This is a genomic window from Pseudomonas sp. D1-36, from assembly GCF_051132205.1.
Classification (GTDB): domain Bacteria; phylum Pseudomonadota; class Gammaproteobacteria; order Pseudomonadales; family Pseudomonadaceae; genus Aquipseudomonas.
Window position 1 is genome coordinate 446,471 of record NZ_CP071674.1, and the last position, 22,912, is coordinate 469,382.

Annotated in this window: 15 protein-coding genes; 13 read left to right on the forward strand and 2 right to left on the reverse strand. The window is 61.9% G+C overall.

Going from position 1 to position 22,912, the window contains the following annotated elements:
* Positions 1-139 precede the first annotated feature (139 nt).
* Positions 140-1,408 carry a malic enzyme-like NAD(P)-binding protein gene (locus J3P76_RS02045; RefSeq protein WP_420767038.1) on the forward strand — a complete coding sequence of 423 codons (1,269 nt, stop codon included), beginning with the start codon at positions 140-142 and terminating at the stop codon, positions 1,406-1,408.
* Positions 1,409-2,070: 662 nt separating this feature from the next.
* On the opposite strand, the gene J3P76_RS02050 is transcribed toward J3P76_RS02045, so the two are convergent.
* Entirely contained in the window at positions 2,071-4,515 is a 2,445-nt protein-coding gene (locus J3P76_RS02050) for a penicillin-binding protein 1A (RefSeq protein ID WP_434564161.1), read from the reverse strand.
* 207 nt (positions 4,516-4,722) lie between these two features.
* Between J3P76_RS02050 and J3P76_RS02055 the strand changes: the two genes are divergently transcribed.
* The 11 genes from J3P76_RS02055 to hemE all read left to right on the forward strand — a co-directional run bounded on the left by J3P76_RS02055 (position 4,723) and on the right by hemE (position 20,519).
* Positions 4,723-5,787 (forward strand): pilus assembly protein PilM, encoded by a 1,065-nt coding sequence (locus J3P76_RS02055; protein WP_434608205.1) that lies wholly within the window; start codon positions 4,723-4,725, stop codon positions 5,785-5,787.
* Entirely contained in the window at positions 5,787-6,353 is a 567-nt protein-coding gene (locus tag J3P76_RS02060) for a PilN domain-containing protein (protein ID WP_434608203.1), read from the forward strand. Before J3P76_RS02055 ends, J3P76_RS02060 begins: the two co-directional genes overlap by 1 nt.
* Entirely contained in the window at positions 6,350-6,973 is a 624-nt protein-coding gene (gene pilO / locus J3P76_RS02065) for a type 4a pilus biogenesis protein PilO (protein WP_434608201.1), read from the forward strand. Before J3P76_RS02060 ends, pilO begins: the two co-directional genes overlap by 4 nt.
* Positions 6,973-7,497, forward strand: coding sequence for a pilus assembly protein PilP (locus tag J3P76_RS02070; RefSeq protein ID WP_420767099.1), 525 nt, complete (start codon positions 6,973-6,975; stop codon positions 7,495-7,497). The genes pilO and J3P76_RS02070 overlap by 1 nt, the downstream gene beginning before the upstream one ends.
* 13 nt (positions 7,498-7,510) lie before the next feature.
* Positions 7,511-9,583 carry a type IV pilus secretin PilQ gene (gene pilQ, locus J3P76_RS02075; protein ID WP_434608199.1) on the forward strand — a complete coding sequence of 691 codons (2,073 nt, stop codon included), beginning with the start codon at positions 7,511-7,513 and terminating at the stop codon, positions 9,581-9,583.
* A 4-nt stretch (positions 9,584-9,587) separates the two neighbouring features.
* Positions 9,588-10,106: a shikimate kinase AroK gene (gene aroK / locus J3P76_RS02080; RefSeq protein ID WP_420767043.1), complete on the forward strand. Its 519-nt coding sequence runs from the start codon at positions 9,588-9,590 to the stop codon at positions 10,104-10,106.
* 147 nt (positions 10,107-10,253) lie between these two features.
* The gene (gene aroB / locus J3P76_RS02085; RefSeq protein ID WP_420767044.1) at positions 10,254-11,354 is read left to right on the forward strand and encodes a 3-dehydroquinate synthase; all 1,101 of its coding nucleotides are present in this window, start codon (positions 10,254-10,256) and stop codon (positions 11,352-11,354) included.
* A 10-nt stretch (positions 11,355-11,364) separates the two neighbouring features.
* Positions 11,365-12,948 (forward strand): AAA family ATPase, encoded by a 1,584-nt coding sequence (locus J3P76_RS02090; protein ID WP_420767045.1) that lies wholly within the window; start codon positions 11,365-11,367, stop codon positions 12,946-12,948.
* A gap of 350 nt (positions 12,949-13,298) precedes the next feature.
* Positions 13,299-17,747, forward strand: coding sequence for a glutamate synthase large subunit (gene gltB / locus J3P76_RS02095; RefSeq protein WP_420767046.1), 4,449 nt, complete (start codon positions 13,299-13,301; stop codon positions 17,745-17,747).
* 33 nt (positions 17,748-17,780) lie between these two features.
* Positions 17,781-19,199 (forward strand): FAD-dependent oxidoreductase, encoded by a 1,419-nt coding sequence (locus tag J3P76_RS02100; protein ID WP_434608195.1) that lies wholly within the window; start codon positions 17,781-17,783, stop codon positions 19,197-19,199.
* 252 nt (positions 19,200-19,451) lie between these two features.
* On the forward strand, positions 19,452-20,519 hold the full coding sequence (hemE, locus tag J3P76_RS02105) for a uroporphyrinogen decarboxylase (RefSeq protein WP_434561064.1): 1,068 nt from the start codon (positions 19,452-19,454) through the stop codon (positions 20,517-20,519).
* Between the two features lie 49 nt (positions 20,520-20,568).
* Here hemE and J3P76_RS02110 read toward each other — a convergent pair whose 3' ends face one another.
* Complete coding sequence (locus J3P76_RS02110) at positions 20,569-21,840, reverse strand: MFS transporter (protein ID WP_434611678.1); 1,272 nt, start codon at positions 21,838-21,840, stop codon at positions 20,569-20,571.
* A 138-nt stretch (positions 21,841-21,978) separates the two neighbouring features.
* Between J3P76_RS02110 and J3P76_RS02115 the strand changes: the two genes are divergently transcribed.
* Positions 21,979-22,881 (forward strand): LysR family transcriptional regulator, encoded by a 903-nt coding sequence (locus J3P76_RS02115; RefSeq protein ID WP_420767060.1) that lies wholly within the window; start codon positions 21,979-21,981, stop codon positions 22,879-22,881.
* The last annotated feature ends 31 nt before the right edge of the window (positions 22,882-22,912 follow it).

The following is a 22,912-nucleotide window of genomic DNA, read 5'->3' on the forward strand; positions in this document are numbered from 1 at the left end:
CTTGTGTTTCGCTGCTCTTGGCCCAAAGTCGTAGGGCAGGGCGCTTGACAGGAGTGACTGGTCAGTCTTGTAGGGACTTTGCGAGGCGCGTATCCTCGGCGGTCCGTCTGTCCAACACAGTAAAAAGCGGAATGCCCACATGTCTGATCTGAAAACTGCCGCTCTCGAATATCACGCTAATCCTCGTCCAGGAAAGCTGAGTGTCGAGCTCACCAAGGCCACCGCTACTGCCCGCGACTTGTCGCTGGCCTACAGCCCCGGCGTAGCCGAACCAGTGCGTGAAATCGCTCGCGACCCTGAGCTGGCCTACAAATACACCGGCAAGGGCAACCTGGTTGCAGTCATTTCCGATGGCACCGCGATTCTCGGCCTGGGTGACCTCGGCCCGCTGGCTTCCAAGCCAGTCATGGAAGGCAAGGGAGTCCTGTTCAAGCGTTTCGCCGGCATCGATGTGTTCGACATCGAAGTCGATTCCGAAAGCCCGCAAGCCTTCATCGACACCGTCAAGCGCATCTCCATCACCTTCGGCGGCATCAACCTGGAAGACATCAAGGCACCTGAGTGCTTCGAGATCGAGCGCGCCCTGATCGAACAGTGCGACATCCCGGTTTTCCATGATGACCAGCACGGTACTGCGATCGTGACCGCAGCCGGCATGATCAACGCCCTGGAAATCGCTGGCAAAACCCTGCCGGAAGCCAAGATCGTCTGCCTGGGCGCGGGCGCTGCGGCCATCTCCTGCATGAAATTGCTGGTGAGCATGGGCGCCAAGATCGAAAACATCTTCATGATCGACCGTACCGGCGTGATCCACTCCGGCCGTGACGACCTGAACCAATACAAGGCCGTGTTCGCCCACGCGACCGACAAGCGCTCCCTGGCGGACGCGCTGGACGGTGCGGACGTGTTCGTCGGCCTGTCGGGCCCGAACCTGCTGACCCCGGAAAACCTGCTGCGCATGGCGCCGAACCCAATCGTGTTTGCCTGCTCGAACCCGGATCCGGAGATCTCCCCAGAGCTGGCTCACGCGACTCGCAGCGACGTGATCATGGCCACCGGCCGTTCGGACTACCCGAACCAGGTCAACAACGTGCTGGGCTTCCCGTTCATCTTCCGTGGTGCCCTGGACGTTCGCGCCAAGCGCATCAACGAAGAAATGAAAGTCGCGGCCGCCAACGCCCTGCGCGAACTGGCCAAGCTGCCGGTGCCTCAGGAAGTGTGCGACGCCTACGGCGGCATCAAGCTGGAATTCGGTCGTGAGTACATCATCCCGAAACCCATGGACGCCCGCCTGATCACCCTGATCTCCGACGCCGTGGCCAAGGCCGCCATCGAGACGGGCGTGGCCACCCTGCCGTACCCGAAGAACTACCCGCTCAAGAGCGTGGATGACGTGTTCAACGGCTAAGCCGTTGTAGTGCTTCAACAAAAAGCCCAGGCTCTATGATGAGTCGGGGCTTTTTTGTGCGTGCCGGTTTTGTATGGCCACCAAAAATCCCTCTGTGGGAGCGAGTTTGCTCGCGATGACGATTTTCAATTATACCGAGGTCTCCCAAGCCCAGCGCTTGAACCCCAATCCAACCCCTGTGGCGAGGGAGCTTGCTCCCGCTCGGCTGCGCAGCAGTCGCAAGCCGGGCAATGCGGTCGGTCTATAAACATGCAGGGCCTGCTGCGCAGGCCAGCGGGAGCAAGCTCCCTCACCACGGGTTTTGGGTTGCCTGGGCCGCCGCCATCGCGAGCAAGCTCGCTCCCACATTGGTTCGGTGTTGGACATTGATTGTGCGACCGCTACAAATCCCCCTGTGGGAGCGAGCTTGCTCGCGATGACGATCTTCAATTCACCCCAGGCCTCTCAGCCCAACGCTCAAGTCTCAATCCAACCCTTTGGCGAGGGAGCTTGCTCCCGCTCGGCTGCGCAGCCGTCGCAAACCGGGCAATGCGGTCGGTCTATAGGCATGCAGGGGCCTGCTGCGCAGGCCAGCGGGAGCAAGCTCCCTCGCCACGGGTTTTGGGTTGCCTGGGCCGCCGCCATCGCGAGCAAGCTCGGCTCCCACAGGGAGGTGGGGTCGGTCAGAACAAATCGATCGGCGCCGCCTCGTCTGCCGGCAACGGGCTGCCCGGCGCTACGCCGTTGCCCAGCTCGTTGACCGACGGCGGGGTGTCTTCGCTCTTGAACAGTTCGAAGTACGCACCCGGCGTACCTGGCGTGGCCGCGCGGCCGCTGACCGGGTCGACTCGCAGACTGAGGATGCCTTCCGGTTCAGGCTGGGTGTGTGGCGGCTTGTCCTTGAGGGCGGCGCCCATGTAGCTCATCCAGATCGGCAGCGCCACGGTGCCACCGAACTCTCGCCGACCCAGGCTTTCGGGCTGGTCGAAACCGGTCCAGACGGTGGTCACGTAATCGGCGTTATAGCCGGAGAACCAGGCGTCCTTGGATTCGTTGGTGGTACCGGTCTTGCCCGCCAGGTCGGTGCGGCCCAAGGCGAGGGCTCGACGGCCGGTGCCGAGCTTGATCACGTCCTGCAGCATGCTGTTGAGAATGTAGGTGGTGCGTCCGTCAACGATGCGTTCGGCGATTGCCGGCGCTTGTGGTACGGCAGGGGCGGTGGTGGCTTCGCCACCTGTTGCGTTCACCGTGAAGGTCTCAGTGGCAGGCGCGGCGACGCCGTTGCTGGCCTCTTCGCCCGTGGGGACCCGTGGCGGGTTGGCAAGGAACAGCGTTTCGCCGTTGCGGCTTTCTATCTTATCGATGATATACGGAGTGATCTTGTACCCGCCGTTGGCAAATGTGCTCCAGCCCGTGGCGATCTCCATCGGCGTCAGCGTCGCGGTGCCCAGGGCCAGGGACAGGTTGCGCGGCAAGTCCTGCTTGTTGAAGCCGAACTTGCTGATGTAGTCGATGGTGCGGTCCACGCCCAGGGCCTGCAGCAGGCGAATCGATACAAGGTTGCGGGACTTGTACAAGGCTTCGCGCAGGCGAATCGGGCCAAGGAAGGTATTGGTGTCGTTCTTGGGGCGCCAGACCTTGTCCAGGTATTCGTCGACAAAGACGATCGGCGCATCGTTCACCAGGCTGGCAGCGGTGTAGCCGTTATCCAGCGCGGCGCTATAGACGAATGGCTTGAAGCTCGAACCCGGCTGGCGCTTGGCCTGCAAGGCACGGTTGTAGTTGCTCTGCTCGAATGCGAAGCCACCCACCAGCGAACGGATCGCGCCGTTTTGCGGGTCCAGGGAAACCAGCGCGCCCTGGGCGGCCGGGATCTGGCTGAACTTGAGGGAATTGTCCGGCTGGCGCTGCACCCGGACGAGGTCGCCGACCTGCGCCACGTCCGATGGCTGGCGAGGATTGGCCCCCATGCTGTTGGTATTGAGGAACGGACGGGCCCATTTCATGGTGTCCCAGGCCACGTGCTCTTCCGAATCGCCATTGCGTGTCAGGACCTTGATGCCGTCCTTGTCCACCTGGGTGACGATCGCCGGTTCCAGGCTGCTGATGGTGCGTTGCTTGGTCAGTTCCTGGGCCCAGGCTTCCTTGGTCTTGCCTGGCAGGCGCGATTCAGGGCCCCGGTAGCCATGGCGCTGGTCATAGGTCATCAAGCCTTCGTGCAGCGCGGTATTGGCCATTTCCTGCAGATCGCTCGGCACCGTGGTGGTGACGCGGAAACCTTCGGTGTAGGCGTCGCTGCCATAGCGACCGACCATCTCGGCACGGGCCATCTCGGCGATGTACGGGGCGTTCACTTCTGGAGTCGGGACGTGGTAGCTGGCGTTCAGCGGCTCATTGACCGCGGCGGTGTAGTCCGCTTCGCTGATCTTGCCGAGCTTGTACATGCGCCCCAGGATCCAGTCGCGACGTTCCTTGCTGCGCGCCGGATTGGCCAGCGGATTGAAGCGCGACGGCGCCTTGGGCAGGCCGGCGATCATCGCCATCTGCGCCAGGCTCACATCGCGGATCGACTTGCCGTAATACACCTGGGCTGCCGCCTCGATGCCGTAGGCGCGGTTGCCCAGGTAAATCTTGTTCACGTACAGCTCGAGGATCTCGTCCTTGGTCAGCTGCCGCTCGATTTGCAGGGCGAGGAGGATCTCGGTGGTCTTGCGCGAGAAGCTGCGCTCGCTGGTCAGGAAGAAATTCTTCGCCACCTGCATGGTGATGGTGCTGCCACCGGACTGGATGTGGCCGCTCTTGATCAGCTGGCTGGCGGCGCGCATCAGGCTGCCGGGATCGACGCCGTAGTGGTTGGCGAAATTGTCGTCTTCAGCACTTAGTAACGCATTGATGAAATTGGGCGGAATGTCGGCGAAACGGATCGGCGTACGGCGCATTTCGCCAAATTCGGCGATCAACTTGTTGTCGCTGCTGTACACCCGCAGGGGAATCTGCAACTGAATACTTCTCAGCGCCTCCACGGACGGCAATCCCGGACTAAGGTAAAGAAACGCACCGCTCAGGCCCAAGAGCAGTCCGCAGAAAACGGCGACGATGGACCATCCGAAAAATTTCAGCAGACGAATCAAGGCTTTTGGATATCCAGGCAAAGAATGAAAAGGCGCCAGGTGCAGGGAAGAACCCGTGCTTGCAACAAAGCGAAAAAAAACGCTGGGCATTATAAGCATTTTTTTTCGTCGGGAACGCCATCCGGACGTTCGTCGGACCGGGGGGATTGAACGCAACGCTTATTAGAGAGTCCGTAACTCACGGATAGTCATAGGGAATTGGTAGTGCTACGACTCTTCAATAAAAAAGCCCATGCGCTTCTGGGAATCGACATCAGCTCGACGTCGGTGAAGCTGCTCGAATTGAGTCGCCAGGGTGATCGTTATCGCGTCGAGTCGTATGCGGTCGAGCCTCTGCCGGCCAATGCCGTGATCGAAAAGAACATTGCCGAGCTCGAAGGCGTGGGGCAGGCGCTGTCGCGGGTGCTCGCCAAGGCCAGGACGCCCTTGCGCAACGTGGCGGTGGCCGTCGCGGGTTCGGCGGTCATCACCAAGACCATCGAGATGGATGCCGGGCTGTCCGATGACGAAATGGAAAACCAGCTCAAGATCGAAGCCGACCAGTACATTCCTTACCCCCTGGATGAGGTGGCGATCGATTTCGAAGTTATTGGCGTTTCGCCCCGCAGCACCGAGCGGGTCGAGGTGCTGCTGGCCGCGTGTCGCAAGGAAAATGTCGAGGTCCGCGAGGCCGCGCTGGCGCTCGCTGGGTTGACGGCCCGCGTGGTCGACGTGGAGGCCTACGCGCTGGAGCGTGCCTTTGGTCTGCTCGCGACCCAGTTGGCGGCGACTCAGGAGCGGTTGACGGTGGCGGTCGTCGACATCGGTGCCACGATGACCACCCTCAGCGTGTTGCACAACGGGCGCATCATCTATACCCGCGAGCAGTTGTTCGGTGGCCGCCAACTGACCGAGGAAATCCAGCGCCGCTACGGCCTGACGCCGGAGCAGGCCGGCCTGGCAAAAAAGCAGGGAGGGTTGCCAGACGACTATCTCGGCGAGGTGCTGCAGCCGTTTCGCGAAGCATTGGTCCAGCAGGTGTCGCGCTCGCTGCAATTTTTCTTTGCCTCCGGCCAGTACAGCGCGGTCGATCACATCCTGTTGGCCGGCGGCACGGCTTCGGTGGCGGGGCTGGATCGGCTGATCGAGCAGCGCCTGGGCACACCCACCCAGGTGGCCAATCCGTTCGCCAACATGGCCCTGAGCAGCAAGGTCAACGCGGGCGCCCTGGCCAGTGACGCGCCGGCGCTGATGATCGCCTGCGGGTTGGCCCTCAGGAGTTTCGACTGATGGCGCGGATCAACCTTCTACCCTGGCGCGAAGAGCTGCGCGAAGAGCGCCGCAAACGCTTTCTGCTGGCATTGGTCGGCGCGCTGGTCGGTGCGGTGGGCCTGACCTTGATCGCGGTGCAATATCTGAACAGTGCCATCGACTATCAAACAGCGCGCAACAGCCACCTGCGCGAGCAGATTGCCGTCCTGGACGAGCGCATCGAGCAGATCAGCGAGTTGAAGGCACGGCGGCAACAATTGCTGGAGCGCATGCGCATCATCCAGGACCTGCAGGGCAATCGGCCGGTCAGCGCGCGGATTTTCGATCAGTTGGCGCGGACCCTGCCCGACGGTGTGTATTTCACTGACGTCAAGATGGAAGAGGGCACCTTGTCCATAACAGGGGCGGCGGAGTCGAACAACCGGGTCTCTGACCTGATGCGCAACCTGGACTCATCGGACTTGTTCGACGCTCCGAGCCTGACGGAAGTGAAGGCCACCACGGCGGGCCAGCTCGACCAGGCGAACATCTTTCAGCTGACGGTTCGCCAGACCCGCCCGGCCGATGCGGAGGACGCCCAATGAAGCCTGGAGAATGGCTGGACGCACTGCGCAAGATCGACCTCAGCGACTTGGACACCAACAATATTGGTTCGTGGCCGGCACCGATCAAATGGCTGGCTGGCATTGTGCTGGTGATACTGGTTCTGGGGCTGGGCTATAACTTCGCCTTGAGTGACCTGCAGACTCAGTTGCAGCAAGTGCAGGAAGAGGAGAACACCCTCAAGGCGCAATTTGCGGGCAAGGCTCACATGGCGGCGAACCTGGAGCGCTACACCGAGCAGATGAAGCAGATGGAGACCTCGTTCGGCGTGTTGTTGCGGCAGTTGCCCAGCGACACCGAAGTGCCAGGCCTGTTGGAAGACATCACCCGCACCGGCCTGGGCAGTGGCCTGGAGTTCGAGGAAATCAAACTACTGCCGGAAGTCACCCAGCCGTTCTACATCGAGCTGCCGATCCAGATCACCGTGACGGGCGGCTACCATGACCTGGCGACATTCGTCAGCGGCGTGGCCGGGTTGCCGCGAATCGTGACTCTGCACGACTTCGAGATCGCCCCGATGGAGCCCGAGGAGGGGACGAAGCTGCGCATGAGCATCCAGGCCAAGACCTACCGGTACAACGAGCAGGAGGCGCAGCCATGATGTCGGCCTGGCGTGTGAGCCTGCTGGCCGGGTTGGTCGCGTTGGCCGGCTGTAACAGCGACGACGGCTTCAGTGACCTGGATGCCTACATGAACGAGGTGCGCCTGCGCCCACCTGGCAAGATCGAGCCAACGCCGACCTTCAAGCCCAACGAAACCTTCACCTACAGCGCCGCGAACCTGCGCAGCCCTTTCTCCAGGCAAGTGCGCATGGACCAGGCGGGTCGGCCGCAGGGCTCGCGCAACGTGCGGCCCGATCCCAACCGGGTCAAGCAGTACCTGGAAGGCTTTAATATCGAGCAGTTCGAGATGGTCGGGACGATCTCCAATGCCAGCGGTTCCTTTGCACTGGTACGAGGCGCGGGCGGCGTACATCGGCTGAAGGTGGGGGACTACCTGGGACGCAATGATGGGCGGGTCGTCGCGATCAGCGCCACGCAGGTCGATGTGGTCGAAATCGTTCCCGATGGCGAGGGCGCCTGGCTGGAGCGGCCGCGGACCATTCCTTTGAAAGAGCACTCATAGTGGAATTCGAACAATGAACAGGATTTTTCCAGCCCTCGGTATTTCGCTATGGATAGCGCTGTTGTCACCGATGGTTCAGGGGGCCAGCCTGAAGACGCTCGATGTCGCGGCGTTGCCGGGGGACCGTGTCGAGCTGAAGCTCAGCTTCGATGGTCCGCCGCCCCCACCTCGGGGCTATACCACCGAACAACCGGCGCGAATCGCGCTGGACCTGCCCGGCGTGACCAATCGATTGGCCAGCAAAAGCCATGACCTGGGCGGCGGCAACGCACGCAGCGCCACCGTGGTCGAGGCGGGGGACCGCACGCGGCTGATCATCGGCCTTACCCAGCTGGCGCCCTATGACACGCGGATCGAGGGCAACAACCTCTTCGTAGTGGTTGGCAAGGGCGCGACCGCCAGGGCCGCGGCGCAGGCACTGCGCCCTGCCGGAGCCGTACCGTCCCTCACCAGGGCCAGCGCTCCGGCAGGCAAGGCCATCCGGGGCGTGGACTTCCAGCGTGGGACCCAAGGGGAAGGCAATGTGGTCATTGACCTGTCCGACCCTTCCATTGCGCCCGATATCCAGGAGCGCGAAGGCAGGGTCATCCTCGACTTCCCCAGGACCCAGTTGCCCGAACCCCTGCGGGTGCGCCTGGACGTCAAGGATTTCGCCACCCCGGTGCAGTTCGTCAATGCCAGCGCGGGTTCCGACCGCGCCACCATCAGCATCGAACCCAGCGGCACCTTCGACTACTCGACCTACCAGACCGACAACAAGCTGACCGTGAGCGTCCGGCCAATGACGGTCGAAGACTTGCAGAAACGCAACAGCGACCGCGCCGCCTACAACGGGGAAAAGCTGTCACTCAACTTCCAGGACATTGAAGTGCGCTCGGTGCTGCAGTTGATCGCCGACTTCACCAACCTTAACCTGGTGGCCAGCGACACCGTGCAAGGCGGTATCACCCTGCGGTTGCAGAACGTGCCGTGGGACCAGGCGCTGGATCTCGTGCTCAAGACCAAGGGGCTCGACAAGCGCAAGGTCGGTAATGTCCTGTTGGTGGCGCCCGCCGACGAGATTGCGGCACGCGAGCGCCAGGAGCTTGAATCCCAGAAGCAGATTGCCGACCTGGCACCGCTGCGGCGTGAGCTGCTGCAGGTCAACTATGCCAAGGCCGCCGACATCGCCAAGTTGTTCCAGTCGGTCACCAGTGCCGAGGCGAAGGCCGACGAGCGGGGCACGATCACGGTCGATGAACGCACCAACAACATCATCGCCTACCAGACCCAGGACCGGCTCGACGAGCTGCGCCGGATCGTCGCGCAACTGGACATACCCGTGCGTCAAGTGATGATCGAGGCGCGAATCGTCGAGGCCAACGTCGATTACGACAAGAGCCTGGGCGTGCGCTGGGGGGGCTCGATACAGAACAAGGGCAACTGGAATTCTTCCGGCGTCACCACGGGAGACTCCACGACCATCGGCACGCCGGGCAGTACCGGCACCAACCAACCGTTCGTCGACCTCGGGGCTTCAGGCAACACCTCAGGGATTGGTATCGCGTTCATCACGGACAACGTGCTGCTGGACCTGGAACTGACCGCCATGGAAAAAACCGGCAACGGCGAAATCGTTTCCCAGCCCAAGGTGGTGACCTCCGACAAGGAGACCGCGAAAATCCTCAAGGGCACGGAAATTCCCTACCAGGAAGCCAGCTCCAGCGGCGCCACCTCGGTGTCGTTCAAGGAAGCATCGTTGTCGCTGGAGGTCACGCCGCAGATCACCCCGGACAACCGCATCATCATGGAAGTCAAGGTCACCAAGGATGAGCCGGATTATCTGAACAAAGTGCAGGATGTCCCGCCGATCAAGAAGAATGAGGTCAACGCCAAGGTGCTGGTCAATGACGGCGAGACCATTGTTATTGGTGGCGTTTTCTCAAATACTCAGAGCAAGGTTGTAGATAAGGTGCCATTTCTTGGCGATGTGCCGTATCTTGGCCGCCTTTTCCGGCGTGATGTGGTCTCGGAGAAAAAATCCGAGCTGCTGGTGTTTCTCACTCCGCGTATCATGAACAACCAGGCGATTGCTGTGAGTCGTTGATTCTGTGCGAAATTTGATTCTTGTTGGGCCGATGGGGGCTGGAAAAAGCACCATCGGTCGTTTGCTGGCCAAAGAGCTGCGCCTGCCATTCAAAGATTCCGACAAGGAAATTGAATTGCGCACGGGTGCTAATATCCCATGGATCTTCGATAAGGAAGGCGAGCCGGGCTTTCGGGACCGCGAGCAGGCGATGATTGCCGAGCTGTGCGATTTTGAAGGCGTGGTGCTGGCCACCGGCGGCGGCGCGGTCATGCGCGAAGCCAATCGTCGGGCGCTGCATGCCGGAGGGCGAGTGGTCTATCTGCATGCTTCCGTCGAACAGCAGGTTGGCCGTACCGCCCGCGATCGCAACCGGCCGCTGCTGCGTACGGCCGACCCGGCCAAGACCTTACGGGACCTGCTGGAAGTGCGTGACCCTCTGTATCGGGAAATCGCCGACCTGGTCATCGAAACCGACGAGCGGCCGCCACGGATGGTGGTACTGGAAATCCTCGATCGCCTGCAACAATTGCCCCCCCGTTAATGCGCGGCGCGAAATGCGCTATCCTCGGCGTCCCGCCTTGGCCCGTCTGGGGCGTGGCGGATGGCCATTAACTGGCGCCACAGCGGGCACCGTGTAATTTCGTCAATGCAGGCAGGACGCCTGATTTCATCTTCACTGTGGGGACACATGCAGACACTTAAGGTCGACCTGGGCGAGCGCAGCTACCCGATTCATATTGGCGAAGGCTTGCTGGACCAGCCCGAATTGCTGGCGCCGCACATCGCCGGGCGGCAAGTCGCGATCATCTCCAACGAAACCGTCGGCCCTTTGTATCTGGAACGCCTGGCACGCAGTCTGTCTGCCTATTCGGTCATTTCCGTCGTGTTGCCCGACGGCGAGGCCTTCAAGAACTGGGAAACCCTGCAACTGATTTTCGACGGCCTGCTGACTGCCCGGCATGACCGACGCACCACCGTGGTTGCCTTGGGTGGCGGTGTGATCGGCGACATGGCCGGTTTTGCGGCGGCTTGCTATCAGCGCGGTGTCGATTTCATCCAGATTCCCACCACGTTGCTGTCCCAGGTCGACTCGTCGGTGGGCGGCAAGACTGGCATCAATCATCCGCTGGGCAAGAACATGGTGGGCGCGTTCTACCAGCCCAACGTGGTGCTGATCGACACGGCAACGCTCAAGACCCTGCCGCCCCGTGAGTTGTCCGCGGGCTTGGCCGAGGTCATCAAGTACGGACTGATCTGCGACGAGCCTTTCCTCGGCTGGCTCGAAGACAACGTCGACCGCCTGCGCGCGCTGGATCAGGCGGCGCTGACTTACGCCATCGAGCGCTCCTGTGCCGCCAAAGCCGCGGTGGTCGGCGCCGATGAACGTGAATCGGGCGTGCGCGCCACGCTGAACCTGGGCCATACCTTCGGCCATGCCATTGAAACCCACATGGGCTATGGCGTCTGGCTGCATGGCGAGGCGGTTGCCGCAGGTACGGTCATGGCCCTGGAAATGTCCATGCGCCTGGGCTGGATCAGCGAGCAGGAGCGTGATCGTGGGATCCGTCTGTTCCAGCGTGCCGGGCTGCCGGTGGTGCCGCCCGAGGAAATGAGCGAGGCGGATTTCCTTGAACACATGGCAATCGACAAGAAAGTGATCGACGGTCGTCTGCGTCTGGTGCTGCTGCGCCGCATGGGCGAAGCGGTGGTGACCGACGATTATCCGAAAGAGGTTCTACAGGCCACGCTGGGAGCGGACTACCGCGCCCTGGCTCAGCTTAAAGGTTAAAAAGATTCCGATGACTAGTTTGCATGCCGACGAGGCTTTCCTCGGCCATTTCCAGTTGAGTCACGACCCTTTCGCCCCACGGGTCCCGGGTTTCAAATTCTTTCCCGCCCAGCGCAAGCCGGTGCTGGGCCAGTTGCATCACCTGGCGCGCTACAGCCAGTTGCTGTTGGTCGTCACCGGCCCCCAGGGCAGCGGCAAGACCTTGCTGCGCCAGGCCCTGGTGGCCAGCACCAACAAACAGTCGGTGCAAAGCGTCGTGATATCGGCCCGTGGCGCCGGCGACGCAGCTGGCGTGCTGCGTCAGGTCGCCCAGGCACTGAATGTCGAGCAGGCGGAAATCGGCGCGATTCTCGGCCAGATCGTGCAACTGGCGTTGACGGGGCAGGAAGTCTATCTGCTGGTGGACGATGCCGAGCAACTCGACGAATCCGCCCTGGAAGCCCTGTTGGCCCTGGCTGCCGGCGCGCCGGAGGGTCGTCCTCATGTGTTCCTGTTTGGCGAGTCGTCGTTGATCGCTGACCTCGAGCAACTGGACCTTGAGGAAGAGCGTTTCCACGTTATCGAGCTGGCGCCCTACACCGAGGAAGAAACCCGTGAATATCTGGCCCAGCGTCTCGAAGGCGCCGGGCGGGGTATCGAACTTTTCACCGCGGATCAGATCTCTGAGATTCACGAAAGCTCCGACGGCTGGCCAGGGAATATCAACCAGGTAGCCCGAGATGCTCTGATCGAAATCATGATCGCCAGCCGCTCAGCGGTGAAGCGTCCAAGTATGGGGTTCAACATGCCGAAGAAACACGTATTGGCGATTTCCGCCGTGGTCGTGGTCGCGGTGGCTGCCGCCTGGCTGATGCCGGGTCGCAGCAAAGCACCGACCACCGGCGCACCTGCCAACGAACAGGCACAGCTGCCTCTCGGTCAGGGCACGCCACAACCCAACGGCGGTGCCCCGGCGGTGGAATTCGCCGGCAATACCCAGCCAATGCCACTGCCGCTGGTCGGCCAGTCGCAGCCGGTCATGCGCGGTCCGTTGGCTGAAGCCGCCGGTGGAATCACCGAGGGTGACGACGGAGCGCCGCCTCCGATCGAAGACACCAGCGACGTGCCACCTACTGTGACCACCACCGCGCCGCCTGCGGGCGTACCGGCCGGCCCTGCGCCGACGCCATCGCCGGCTCCGGCCGCCAAGCCGACCCCTGCGCCTACTCAGGTCGCCACCGCCAAGCCTGCTCCAGCACCTGCGCCAGCGGCCAAACCGGCGGCGCCAGCACCCGCGGCCAAGCCTGCTGCCCCGGCCAAGGCCGCGGGCGGTAGCTGGTACGCCGGCCAGGCTCCGGGCAACTATGTGGTGCAGATCCTCGGCACCAGCTCTGAAACCGCCGCGCAGAACTTCGTCAAGGAGCAAGGCGGCGAGTACCGTTATTTCAAGAAAGTACTCAACGGCAAGCCGCTGTATGTCATCACTTACGGCAGCTTTGCCAACCGTGACGCAGCCGTTTCCGCCATCAAGGCCTTGCCAGCGAAGGTTCAGGCTGGTAAACCTTGGCCTCGCACTGTCGCCAGCGTCCAACAGGAACTGGCAGCAACTCGCTGATGATTCGGCGGCCTTACCCAGGCCGCCTCTCCCGGCAACCTCAAAATTTCCGCAAGGGCGGGCGGCCTTTCAGGCCGCGCGCCTTGTGGTGTCTGCGTCACAGTAGTGTTTGAGTCGTAGCGGTCGAACCCAAAAAAGTTTTGACTAGCACAGCATATAGCTTTAAACCTTTCACAAATGCGACATGGATTTGCGACAGTTCGTCGTCAAATTTGTGGGCCTCTGTGTCGGTGTGTACAATGACCTCCCTTTTGCCCCCGCAAAGCTGGCGTACGTTCGGCGCGGTATGCAACTGGTTGAATTGAAAAGAAATTTGCCTCGTTAAGAGGCAGCCTGGTGAGAAAGTGTCTATGAAAGCAGGTCTGTACCAACCAGATGAATTCAAGGATAACTGCGGTTTCGGCCTGATAGCCCATATGCAGGGCGAGCCCAGTCATACCCTTTTGCAAACGGCCATTGAGGCCCTGACCTGCATGACCCACCGTGGTGGGATCAACGCCGACGGCAAGACCGGTGACGGTTGTGGCTTGCTGATTCAAAAGCCAGACGAGTTCCTGCGTGCCATTGCCCAGGAAACGTTTGGCGTGACCCTGCCCAAGCAGTACGCCGTGGGCATGGTGTTTTTCAATCAGGACCCGGTCAAGGCCCAGGCCGCTCGCGAGAACATGAACCGCGAGATCCTGGCCGCCGGCCTGCAACTCGTCGGCTGGCGCAAAGTGCCGATCGACACCAGCGTCCTCGGCCGCCTGGCCCTCGAGCGCCTGCCGCTGATCGAACAGGTGTTCATTGCCGGTGAAGGCCTGAGCGACCAGGAAATGGCGATCAAGCTGTTCAGCTCCCGTCGTCGTTCGTCCGTGGCCAACGCCGCCGACACCGATCACTACATCTGCAGCTTTTCCCACAAGACCATTATCTATAAAGGCCTGATGATGCCGGCGGACCTCACCGCCTTCTATCCGGACCTGAGCGACGAGCGCCTGAAAACCGCGATCTGCGTGTTTCACCAGCGCTTCTCCACCAACACCCTGCCGAAATGGCCACTGGCCCAGCCATTCCGCTTCCTCGCCCACAACGGCGAGATCAACACCATCACCGGCAACCGTAACTGGGCCCTGGCCCGTCGCACCAAGTTCGCCAACGATTTGATGCCGGACCTCGAAGAGCTTGGCCCGCTGGTCAACCGCGTCGGTTCGGACTCCTCGAGCATGGACAACATGCTGGAGCTGATGGTCACCGGCGGCATCGACCTGTTCCGTGGCGTGCGCATGCTCGTGCCGCCTGCCTGGCAGAACGTCGAGACCATGGACCCGGACCTGCGGGCCTTCTATGAATACAACTCCATGCACATGGAGCCGTGGGACGGCCCGGCCGGTATCGTCATGACCGACGGTCGCTATGCGGTGTGCCTGCTGGACCGTAACGGCCTGCGCCCGGCGCGCTGGGTCACCACGACCAATGGTTTCATCACCCTGGCCTCGGAAATCGGTGTCTGGAACTACCAGCCCGAAGACGTCATCGCCAAAGGCCGCGTAGGCCCTGGGCAGATCTTTGCCGTGGACACCGAGACCGGCCAGATCCTCGACACCGACGCCATCGACAACCGTCTCAAGTCCCGTCATCCATACAAGCAATGGCTGCGCAAGAATGCCCTGCGCATTCAGGCGACCATGGAAGACAACGACCACGGTTCGGCCTTTTATGACGTCGACCAGCTCAAGCAGTACATGAAGATGTACCAGGTGACGTTCGAAGAACGTGACCAGGTGCTTCGTCCGCTGGGCGAGCAGGGCTACGAAGCGGTCGGCTCCATGGGCGACGACACGCCGATGGCGGTACTGTCCCAGCGCGTGCGCACGCCGTACGACTACTTCCGCCAGCAGTTCGCCCAGGTGACCAACCCGCCGATCGACCCGCTGCGCGAAGCGATCGTGATGTCCCTGGAAATCTGCCTGGGCGCCGAGCGCAACATTTTCCAGGAATCGCCAGAGCATGCCTCGCGGGTGATCCTCAGCTCGCCGGTCATTTCGCCGGCCAAGTGGCGCTCGTTGACCAACCTCGAACGCCCTGGCTTCGAGCGTCAGGTCATCGACCTGAACTATGACGAAAGCGTCGGCCTGGAAGCAGCGATCCGCAACATCGCCGACCAGGCTGAAGAAGCCGCGCGCGCCGGCCGTACCCAGATCGTGCTGACTGACCGTCACATCGCCCCGGGCAAGCTGCCGATCCACGCCTCCCTGGCCACTGGCGCGGTGCACCATCGCCTGACCGAGAAAGGCCTGCGCTGCGATTCCAACATTCTGGTGGAAACCGCTACCGCACGTGACCCGCATCACTTTGCGGTGCTGATCGGCTTCGGCGCTTCGGCGGTCTATCCGTTCCTGGCCTACGAAGTGCTGGGCGACCTGATCCGTACCGGTGAAGTGCTGGGCGACCTCTACGAGGTGTTCAAGAACTACCGCAAAGGCATCACCAAGGGCCTGCTCAAGATCCTGTCGAAGATGGGCATCTCGACCATCGCTTCGTACCGTGGCGCGCAATTGTTCGAGGCCATCGGTCTCTCGGAAGAAGTTTGCGAACTGAGCTTCCGTGGCGTACCGAGCCGCATCAAGGGTGCGCGTTTCGTCGATATCGAAGCCGAGCAGAAAGCCCTGGCGGCCGAAGCCTGGAGCCCGCGCAAGCCGATCCAGCAAGGCGGCCTGTTGAAGTTCGTCCACGGTGGCGAATACCACGCCTACAACCCGGACGTGGTCAACACCCTGCAAGCGGCCGTGCAACAAGGCGACTACAGCAAGTTCAAGGAATACACCGCGCTGGTGGACAACCGTCCGGTGTCGATGATCCGCGACCTGCTCAAGGTCAAGACCCTCGACACGCCGCTGGACATCAGTGAAGTGGAACCGCTGGAATCGGTGCTCAAGCGCTTCGATTCGGCCGGTATCTCCCTGGGCGCGTTGTCCCCGGAAGCCCACGAAGCCCTGGCCGAAGCCATGAACCGCCTCGGTGCGCGTTCCAACTCCGGTGAAGGTGGTGAAGACCCGGCGCGCTACGGCACCATCAAGAGTTCGAAAATCAAGCAAGTGGCGACCGGCCGCTTCGGCGTTACGCCGGAATACCTGGTCAACGCCGAAGTGCTGCAGATCAAGGTTGCCCAAGGCGCCAAGCCCGGCGAAGGCGGCCAATTGCCCGGTGGCAAGGTCAACGGCCTGATTGCCAAGCTGCGCTATGCGGTTCCCGGCGTGACCCTGATCTCGCCACCACCGCACCACGACATCTACTCGATCGAAGACTTGTCGCAACTGATCTTCGACCTCAAGCAGGTGAACCCGAAGGCCCTGGTCTCGGTGAAACTGGTGGCGGAAGCGGGCGTAGGCACCATTGCCGCCGGCGTGGCGAAAGCCTATGCCGACCTGATCACCATCTCCGGCTATGACGGCGGCACCGGCGCATCGCCGCTGACTTCCATCAAATACGCTGGCGCGCCGTGGGAACTGGGCCTGGCCGAAACCCACCAGACCCTGCGCGGCAACGATTTGCGCGGCAAGGTCCGGGTGCAGACCGACGGTGGCCTGAAGACCGGCCTGGACGTGATCAAGGCCGCCATCCTCGGCGCCGAGAGCTTCGGCTTCGGCACCGCGCCGATGATCGCCCTGGGCTGCAAATACCTGCGCATCTGCCACCTGAACAACTGCGCCACCGGCGTGGCGACCCAGAACGACAAGCTGCGCAAGGACCACTACATCGGTACCGTCGACATGGTGGTGAATTTCTTCACCTACGTGGCCGAAGAGACCCGCGAGTGGCTGGCAAAGCTGGGCGTACGTTCGCTGGAAGAGCTGATCGGCCGTACCGATCTGCTGGAAGTGATCGAGGGCCAGACCGCCAAGCAGCATCACTTGGACCTGACCCCGTTGCTGGGCAGTGATCTGATTCCGGCGGACAAGCCACAGTTCTGCCATGTCGATCGCAACCCGCCGTTCGACAAGGGTGAGCTGGCCGAGAAGATGGTCGACATGGCCGCTGCGGCGATCAACGACCTGAGCGGTGCCGAATTCGAACTGGACATCTGCAACTGCGACCGTTCCATCGGCGCGCGGATCTCCGGGGAAATCGCTCGCAAACACGGCAACCAGGGCATGGCCCATGCGCCGATCACCTTCCGCTTCACGGGCACGGCCGGGCAAAGCTTTGGCGTCTGGAACGCTGGCGGCCTGAACATGTACCTGGAAGGTGATGCAAACGACTACGTGGGCAAGGGCATGACCGGTGGCAAGCTGGTCATCGTTCCGCCCAAGGGCAGCGTCTACAAGACCCAGGACAGTGCGATCATCGGCAACACCTGCCTGTACGGCGCCACGGGCGGCAAGTTGTTTGCCGCCGGCACCGCAGGCGAGCGTTTCGCCGTGCGTAACTCCGGCGCCCACACCGTGGTGGAAGGCACCGGGGATCACTGCTGCGAGTACATGACCGGTGGTTTCGTCTGCGTATTGGGCAAGACCGGTTACAACTTCGGTTCTGGCATGACCGGCGGTTTCGCCTACGTGCTTGACCAGGACAACACGTTCGTTGACCGGGTCAACCATGAACTGGTGGAAATCCAGCGCATCAGCGGCGAGGCGATGGAGGCCTACCGTAGCCACCTGCAACGCGTGCTGAACGAGTACGTCGAGGAAACCAACAGCGAGTGGGGTCGTGAACTCGCCGAGAACCTCGATGACTACGTGCGTCGTTTCTGGCTGGTCAAGCCGAAGGCGGCCAACCTGAAATCGTTGCTTTCCAGCACCCGTGCCAACCCGCAGTGATATGCGCCTGAAGAGTTTGATGAGGTTTTAACAATGGCTGAACGTCTGAATAACGACTTCCAGTTCATCGATGTCGGGCGCAAGGATCCGAAGAAGAAACTGTTGCGTCAACGCAAGAAAGAGTTCGTGGAAATCTACGAGCCTTTCAAACCCCAGCAGTCGGCCGACCAGGCCCACCGTTGCCTGGGTTGTGGTAACCCGTACTGCGAATGGAAGTGCCCGGTGCACAACTTCATTCCCAACTGGCTGAAGTTGGTGGCTGAGGGCAACATCCTCCAGGCCGCCGAGCTGTCCCACCAGACCAACACCCTGCCGGAAGTCTGCGGCCGGGTGTGCCCGCAGGATCGTCTGTGCGAAGGTGCCTGCACCCTCAACGACGGTTTCGGCGCGGTGACCATTGGTTCGGTGGAGAAGTACATCACCGATACCGCGTTTGCCATGGGCTGGCGCCCGGACATGTCCAAGGTCAAGCCGACCGGCAAGCGCGTGGCGATCATCGGCGCGGGCCCGGCGGGCCTTGGCTGTGCCGACGTGTTGGTACGTGGCGGCGTGACCCCGGTGGTGTTCGACAAAAACCCAGAAATTGGTGGCCTGCTGACCTTCGGCATCCCCGAGTTCAAGCTGGAAAAGACCGTGCTGAGCAATCGTCGCGAAGTCTTCACCGGCATGGGCATCGAGTTCCGCCTGAACACCGAGGTGGGCAAGGACGTGACCATGGAGCAACTGCTCGAAGAGTACGATGCGGTCTTCATGGGCATGGGCACCTACACCTACATGAAGGGCGGTTTTGCCGGTGAGGACCTGCCGGGCGTCTACGACGCGCTGGACTTCCTGATCGCCAACGTCAACCGCAACCTGGGCTTTGAAAAGTCGCCGGAAGATTTCGTCGACATGAAGGGCAAGAAGGTCGTGGTGCTCGGCGGTGGCGACACGGCGATGGACTGCAACCGCACGTCGATTCGCCAGGGCGCCAAGTCGGTGACCTGCGCCTATCGTCGTGACGAAGCGAACATGCCAGGCTCGCGCAAAGAGGTGAAGAACGCCAAGGAAGAAGGCGTGAAGTTCCTCTACAACCGCCAGCCGATCGCCATTGTCGGTGAGGACAAGGTCGAAGGCGTGAAGGTGGTCGAGACCCGTCTCGGTGAGCCGGACGCCCGCGGTCGCCGCAGCCCCGAGCCGATCCCCGGTTCCGAAGAGATCATCCCGGCGGACGCCGTGGTCATCGCCTTCGGCTTCCGCCCGAGCCCGGCGCCATGGTTCGAGCAGTTCAGCATCCAGACCGACAGCCAGGGCCGCGTCGTTGCCCCGGAGCAGGGTCGGTACAAGCACCAGACCAGCAACCCGAAGATCTTCGCCGGCGGCGACATGGTCCGGGGTTCCGACCTGGTGGTGACGGCGATCTTCGAAGGCCGCAATGCGGCGGAAGGGATCCTGGATTACTTGCAGGTCTGAACGCGATCCCGAGTTGAAATGCAGTAACCCTGTGGGAGCGAGCCTGCTCGCGAAAGCGGTCTGTCAGCCAACTTCAATATTGGATAGACCGACCTCTTCGCGAGCAGGCTCGCTCCCACAGTCGTTTTGTGGTGCTGCTGAAGTTGCTTGGCACCGCGACAAATTGCCCCGATAGATAAAAGGCACGGCTCTTGCCGTGCCTTTTACGTCGCGCTCTGAGAAAATGCCCGCACTTTTTTTCCGGATGCCGACATGACTGCCCTGAAGAACGACCGCTTCCTTCGCGCCCTGCTCAAGCAACCCGTAGACGTCACCCCTGTGTGGATGATGCGTCAGGCCGGTCGCTATTTGCCGGAGTACCGCGCCAGCCGCGCCAAGGCCGGTGACTTCATGAGCCTGTGCATGAATCCGCAGTTCGCCTGCGAAGTCACGATGCAGCCGCTGGACCGCTACCCGCAACTGGACGCGGCGATCCTGTTTTCCGACATCCTCACCATCCCCGACGCCATGGGCCAAGGCCTGTACTTTGAAACCGGCGAAGGTCCGCGCTTCAAGAAAGTCGTCAGCACCCTGGCCGACATCGAGGCCCTGCCGATCCCCGATCCGCAGAAGGACCTGGGCTACGTCATGGACGCGGTCAGCACCATCCGCCGTGAACTCAACGGTCGCGTCCCGTTGATCGGCTTTTCGGGCAGCCCTTGGACGCTGGCGACGTACATGGTCGAAGGCGGCTCGTCGAAGGATTTCCGCAAGACCAAGGCGATGCTCTACGACAATCCGCAAGCCATGCATCTGCTGTTGGACAAGCTGGCGCAGTCGGTCACGTCGTACCTCAACGGCCAGATCATGGCCGGTGCCCAGGCGGTGCAGATCTTCGATACGTGGGGCGGCAACCTGTCGGCGGCGGCATACCAGGAGTTCTCCCTGGCCTACATGCGCAAGATCGTCAGCGGCCTGATCCGAGAGCACGAAGGTCGCAAGGTCCCGGTGATCCTGTTCACCAAGAATGGTGGGCTGTGGTTGGAGAGTATCGCCGATGCCGGCGCCGATGCCTTGGGCCTGGACTGGACCTGCGACATCGGCAACGCCCGCCAGCGTGTCGGTCACAAGGTCGCGCTGCAAGGCAACATGGACCCGACCGTGCTGTATGCCAAGCCTGAAGCCATCCGTGCCGAAGTCGGACGCATCCTCGCCAGCTATGGCAAGGGCAGTGGCCACGTGTTCAATCTCGGCCACGGCATCACGCCGGAAGTCGACCCGGAACACGCCGGCGCTTTCCTGCGCGCGGTGCATGAGTTGTCGGGCCAATATCACGACTGATTTCAGCCCTGTCCTACCCGCCTGTCCGGCCCCTACCGGACAGGCTTTTTTATGTCTGGCTGTTTATGTGTTGCTCATTTCCCGGCAGCAGCGGCAGTTTCGCCAGTTTCACCGCCACCAACAATGCAATCACCAGCAACGTCCCGATGAACACGCCGACACCGTTCCAGCCTCCCAGGTGCCACGCCACGCCGCCCGCGGTGCCCGCGACGCTGGAGCCGGCGTAGTAGCTGAACAGATAAAGCGACGACGCCTGCCCCTTCGCCTTGAGGGCGCGACGGCCAATCCAGCTGCTGGCGACCGAGTGCGCCCCGAAGAAACCGAAGGTGAACACCAGCATGCCGATGACCACCAGCCATAGCGGCGAGAACAAGGTCAGGACGAGGCCCGCCAACATCAGGGCGATGGTCGCCCAGAGCATCTTGCGACGCCCGAGCTTGTCGGCCATGGCGCCCACCTTCGCCGAGCTGTAGATGCCGGAGAGGTACACCACTGAAAGCAGCCCGACGAATGCCTGGTCCAGGTGATAAGGCGCGGCCAGCAGGCGGTAGCCAATGTAGTTGAACAGCGTCACGAACGCGCCCATCAACACGAAGGCTTCAAGAAACAGCAGCGGCAGGCCGGCGTCGCGAAAGTGCATGATGAAACCGTCCAGCAGACTGCGTGGATGCAGCGACCGGGGGCGGAAATTGCGCGATTCAGGAAGAATCCGCCAAAACACCGCCGCCGCGATCAGGGCCAGGCCGCCGATTACCAGCATTGCGGTGTGCCAGCTGACGAAGTCGATCAACACGCCGGCGATCAGGCGCCCGCTCATGCCGCCAATCGCGTTGCCGGCGATATACAGCCCCATTGCCAGGCCGATGTGCTTGGGATGAATTTCTTCGCTCAGGTACGTCATCGCCACCGCGGCCAAGCCACTGAGCGACAACCCCACCAAGGCGCGCAGGACAAGGACGCCTTGCCAAGTGGGCATCATGGCACTGGCGATTGTGCAGAGCGCCGCGGCAAACAGCGCCGCCACCATGACCGATTTACGACCGATACGGTCGGAAATCGGGCCGGTGATCAACAGGCCGATGGCAAGCAGGCCGGTCGCCACCGACAGGATCAAGCTGCTCTGGGCGGCGTTGATTGAAAACTCCAGGGACAGCAGCGGCATCATCGGCTGCACGCAATACAGCAGGGCGAACGTCGCGAAGCCGCCACAGAACAAGGCGAGCACCGTACGCATGAACATCGGCGTGCCTTTTTCAATGAAGATGTCTTTGAGTTCGGCGCCGACGTTGTCCTCTGTGCGAGACGGGACTTCATGGGCCAGTGGAGCGGTAGCAGTTTTCACGGTGGACCTCGGGAGCACGACCAGGCAGGCGTTGAAAAAAGCATATAGCCGGCTAATGTTTCTATCCAATATATTATTCGACCTGTTTAAGACGTTTTGCGACCTATTGGATTACCCATGGAATTGCGCCACCTGCGTTACTTCATCGCCGTTGCCGAAGAATTGCATTTCGGCCGCGCCGCGCTGGCCCTGGGCATCTCTCAACCGCCCTTGAGCCAGCAGATCCAGGCGCTGGAAGAAGAAATCGGCGCGCGGTTGTTCGAGCGCACCAATCGTCGGGTCGAACTGAGCGAGGCCGGGCGGCTGTTCCTGGAAGAAGCCAGACGCGTGCTGGCGCAAGTCGACAAGGCGGCCGACGTAGCGCGCCGTGCCCAATTGGGAGAATTGGGCGAGCTGAAAATCGGTTTCACGTCCTCGGCACCGTTCAATTCGACCATTCCCCAAGCGATCTTCAATTTTCGCCAACGCTTCCCGGCTGTCCACCTCAACCTGCGAGAGATGAGTAGCACCCAAGTTTCCGATGCGTTGGTGGATGAAACCATCGAGGTGGGCATCATGCGGCCGTTGCCGTTGCCCGATTCACTGGTGGAAATCGAGCTCAGCCGCGAGCCCTTGGTGGCCGTGCTTGGCGCCAAGCACCCGCTTGCCCAGGGCAGCGACGAAGGCTTGTATCTGTCGGCGCTGGCCCACGAGCCTTTCGTATTTTTCCCACGAAGCTACGGCAGCGGTCTTTACGCCCAGCTATTGAATCTGGCCCGCGACGCCGGTTTCAGTCCGCACTTCGCCCAGGAAGCAGGGGAGGCCATGACCATCATCGGCCTGGTGGCGGCTGGCCTCGGGGTCTCGGTGTTGCCGGCGTCTTACCAACGCATGCGTATCGACGGCGTGGTCTATCGGCCGCTGCTAGACCCGGCGGCGGTTTCGGCGGTGTGGCTGGTCCAGCGCAAGGACCAGCGTTCGCCGATGGCCGCGGCGTTTGTGGCGTTGTTGACCGACGGAGCGGATTCACCCGGATCCTAGGCTCTGTACGCAATGTATCCGCGGTCCACGG